General features: G+C 69.4%; 6 protein-coding genes. 5 read left to right on the top strand and 1 reads right to left on the bottom strand.

Annotated features, from left to right (window positions below; all coding sequences use genetic code 11):
* The 5 genes from AC3XYG_RS31425 to AC3XYG_RS31445 all read left to right on the top strand — a co-directional run.
* On the top strand, positions 1–255 hold a 255-nt coding region (locus AC3XYG_RS31425), incomplete at its 5' end, for a hypothetical protein (RefSeq protein ID WP_489143821.1).
* 30 nt (positions 256–285) lie between these two features.
* Positions 286–1,149, top strand: coding sequence for an enoyl-CoA hydratase/isomerase family protein (locus AC3XYG_RS31430; protein ID WP_489143822.1), 864 nt, complete (start codon positions 286–288; stop codon positions 1,147–1,149).
* Between the two features lie 70 nt (positions 1,150–1,219).
* Positions 1,220–1,765, top strand: coding sequence for a type 1 glutamine amidotransferase domain-containing protein (locus AC3XYG_RS31435; protein ID WP_489143823.1), 546 nt, complete (start codon positions 1,220–1,222; stop codon positions 1,763–1,765).
* Positions 1,735–1,902, top strand: coding sequence for a type 1 glutamine amidotransferase family protein (locus AC3XYG_RS31440; RefSeq protein ID WP_489143824.1), 168 nt, complete (start codon positions 1,735–1,737; stop codon positions 1,900–1,902). The genes AC3XYG_RS31435 and AC3XYG_RS31440 overlap by 31 nt, the downstream gene beginning before the upstream one ends.
* A gap of 47 nt (positions 1,903–1,949) precedes the next feature.
* Entirely contained in the window at positions 1,950–2,939 is a 990-nt protein-coding gene (locus tag AC3XYG_RS31445; RefSeq protein ID WP_489143825.1) for an MDR family oxidoreductase, read from the top strand.
* 12 nt (positions 2,940–2,951) lie between these two features.
* Here the strand turns inward: AC3XYG_RS31445 and AC3XYG_RS31450 are convergent, their stop codons facing one another.
* Positions 2,952–3,791, bottom strand: coding sequence for a BtpA/SgcQ family protein (locus AC3XYG_RS31450; protein ID WP_489143826.1), 840 nt, complete (start codon positions 3,789–3,791; stop codon positions 2,952–2,954).
* Positions 3,792–3,847 lie beyond the last annotated feature (56 nt).

Below are 3,847 nucleotides of genomic sequence, written 5' to 3' on the forward strand. Positions count from 1 at the left end.
CGTTCGTTCGCCTCGTTCAATGATCCGGACGGCAACGGCTGGCTGTTCCAGGAGATCACCCAGCGGTTGCCCGGGCGCGTCGATGGGGAGACGGCCTTCAGCTCGGTCGGCGATCTCGCCGCCGCGTTGCGGCGCGCGGCGGCCGCGCATGGCGAACACGAGAAGCGGAACGGCGGCCGGCACGATGCGAACTGGCCGGACTGGTACGCCGAGTATGTCGTCCGGGAGCAGGCGGGCGAGCCGCTGCCGTCATAGACCCCAATCCTCGACAAAGGGATGCGAGACATGACCGAGCCGGCAGATCCCCGACAGATCCGTCTCGAACGGCATTCGCCGGCCTATTGGCGCGTGACGTTCGATCATCCGCCCCTGAACATCTTCGGGCCCAAGGCCATCCCGCAGCTGGACGAGATCATCACGGCGCTCGAGACCGATCGGGACGTGAAGGTGGTGGTCTTTGACAGTGCGGTCGAAGGGTTCTTCCTCACGCACTATGACTTCCTGGCAAGGCTGGAGGAGTCGACCTCCATTCCCCCCGGGAAGACCGGACTGCAAGCCCTGCCCGACATGCTGGCGCGGCTGAGCCGGGCCCCGGTGGCATCGATCGCATCCATTCGCGGGCGGGCCACGGGTGTCGGCAGCGAGCGGGCCCTGGCCAGCGACATGCGCTTCGCCAGCCGCGAAAAGGCCATCCTGTCGCAATGGGAGGTCGGCGCTGGCCTGGTCCCCGGCGGGGGCCCGATGGCGCGGCTGCCGCGCCTGATCGGCCGCGGCCGGGCGCTGGAGGTGCTGTTGCGCGCCGACGATATCGGCGGCGATCTGGCGGAACGCTACGGCTATGTGAACCGCGCGCTGCCCGATGCCGAACTCGACGGTTTCGTCGATGCGCTCGCCCGGCGCATCGCGTCCTTCGACAAGCAGGCGATCGCCGACACCAAGCGCCTGGTCGACGTCGCCAGCCTGCCATCCGATGCGGAGATCGTGCCGGAATGGGACGCGTTCCTCGGCGCCCTCCAGCGGCCCGCAGCGCAGGAAAGGATCAAAGCCTTGATGGAGCAGGGCTTCCACAAGCCGGGCGACGCCGAAGCCCGTCTCGGCCACTATGTCGGCCAGCTCGGCGCGTGGCTCGATCGATCGGGCTCCTCATAGCCGCGGAACCGCTGCGTCGTCCCCGTCCCGACCGATCTCATCCCGATCATCAAGGCACAGGAGCGATATCGTGAAGATCCTGATGGTGCTCACCTCGCACGACCAGCTCGGCAACACCGGCCGGAAGACGGGCTTCTGGCTGGAGGAGCTGGCCGCGCCGTATTACGTGTTCAAGGAGGCCGGCGCCGAGCTGGTGCTCGCCTCGCCCAAGGGCGGCCAGCCGCCGCTGGACCCGAAGAGCGACGAGCCGGCTTTCCAGACGGAGCTCACCCACCGATTCAACGCCGATGATGCCGCCAAGGCGCAGCTCGCCCAGACCGTGCGCCTCGACAGCGTCCGGCAGGAGGATTTCGACACGGTGTTCTACCCCGGCGGCCACGGCCCGATGTGGGACCTCGCCGAGGACCGGAATTCGATCAGGCTGATCGAATCCTTCCTGGCCGCCGGCAAGACCGTGGCCCTGGTCTGCCACGCGCCGGGCGTCCTGCGCCACGTCAAGGCTCCCGACGGCAAGCCGCTCGTCGAGGGCAAGACCGTCACCGGCTTCACCAATGGCGAGGAAGAAGAGGTCGGCCTGACAAGGTGGTGCCCTTCCTGGTCGAGGACGAGCTGCTGAAGCTCGGCGCCACCTTCTCGAAGGTGAAGAACTGGGGCGTCCACAGCGTCGTCGATGGGAAGCTGATCACCGGCCAGAATCCGGGATCCTCGGGCCCGACGGCGAAGGTCCTGCTCGATCGGTTGAAAGCCGGCTGAAGCAGGGGGATGCTCGGCGCGGGATGATGGGGGTGGAGGAGGCGGGCATGTCCGAATTCGAGGCGCTGGTGCTGCGCGAGGTCGGCGACGGCAAGCTCGACTCCCGCGTCGAGACGGTGTCCGAAACTGCCTTGCCCGAGGGCGACGTCACCGTCGCCGTCGAGCATTCGACCCTGAACTACAAGGACGGCATGGTGCTGCAGGGGCTCGGCCGCCTCGTGCGGCGCTATCCGCATGTGCCCGGTGTGGATTTTGCCGGCACGGTCGAGCGCTCGGACTCGCCGAAATTCCGGCCGGGCGACAAGGTGATCCTGACCGGCTGGCGGGTCGGCGAGCTGCAGTGGGGCGGCTATGCCCAGAAGGCGCGGGTCAAGGCCGACTGGCTGGTGGCGCTGCCGGACGGCATGACCACGGACCAGGCGATGATGGTCGGCACCGCAGGCTTCACCGCGATGCTGGCCGTGATGGCGCTGGAACGGCATGGCCTGCGGCCCGGCGACGGCGAGGTGCTGGTCACCGGCGCCGCCGGCGGGGTCGGCAGCGTGGCGCTGGCCATCCTGCACCGCCTCGGCCACCGGGCGGTGGCGTCGACCGGGCGGCCGGAAGAGCAGGACTACCTCATGGGTCTCGGTGCCGCGTCGATCATCGACCGGGCGACCCTGGCCAACCCGGCGGCCAGGCCGCTGGACAGCGAACGCTGGGCCGGCGCGATCGACGCCGTCGGCGGAACCACCCTGGCGACGCTGCTGACCCAGCTGCGCCAGCGCGCCTCCGTCGCCGCCATCGGCAATGCCGGCGGCATCGAGCTGAAGGCGACGGTGCTGCCCTTCCTGCTGCGCGGCATCAACCTGCTCGGCATCGATTCCGTGATGTCGCCGCCGGCCGAGCGGGAGGAGGCCTGGCGGCGCATCGCCCGGGAGGGGCCGCTGGACAAACTGGCTACCATGACCCGCCGCGCCCGGCTGGCGGAGCTGCCGGACCTCGCCCGGCAGATCCTGCAGGGCGGGGTGCGGGGCCGCATCGTCGTCGACGTCTGAGCCGGACCAGACCTACCGGTCGATGCCGGCGATGAAGCGCAGCACGCGCTCGGGGTCGACAGGGTTCCACCAGACGCCGTCCTGCTTCAGCGTGCTGGCGACGATCACCGCATCGACGATGCCGAGGATGGCGTTGACGTTGTCGGGGGTGACGCCGCTGCCGACCAGCGAGGGCAGGGTGGTTGCTCCGGCGATGGTGGCGATGTAGCCGAGATCGGCGGCATGGCCGGTGCGCTGGCCGGTGGCGATCACCGCATCGGCATCGAAGAACTCGACATCGCGCACCAGCTCCTCCACCGGGCGGTCGCCGGTGATGGCATGGGCGCCGTGCTTGACATGGGCGTCGGCGAAGACGCGGATGCCCTCGGCCCGCAGCCGGTTGCGATAGCGCAGCGCCCGCGCCGCCTCGCCCTCGACGAAGCCTTCATTGGCGACATAGGCGTTGGCCCATTGGTTCACCCGCACGAAATCCGCCTTGGCGGCGCAGGCGATGGCGAAGGCCGGGATCGCGGCATTGGCCAGCACGTTGATGCCCAGCGGCTTGCCGAAGCGCTGCCGGATGCGGTCGGAGATCACCGCCATGTGCGACGCCGTCTCCGGCCCGATGTCGTCGGGCTTGGCGAAGGGGATGTCGCCATGGTTCTCGACGATCACCCCGTCGCAGCCGCCGGCGAGATAGCCCTCGGCATCGGCCATCGCCCGGTCGTAGATCGCATCGACCCCGCCGCCCCGGTATTGCGGCGCGCCGGGCAGGGCCAGCAGGTGGACGACGCCGATCACCGCCTTGGTCCGGCCGAAGATGTCTTTGATCGCATGGCCGCGGGAATTGGCGACGGCTTTGGTCTCGGTCATCGCTCGGCCCCTCCTTGGGCCAGGGATGCGGGCAGGATCGCTGCGATCTCGGCCCG

This window comes from Inquilinus sp. (assembly GCF_057815775.1).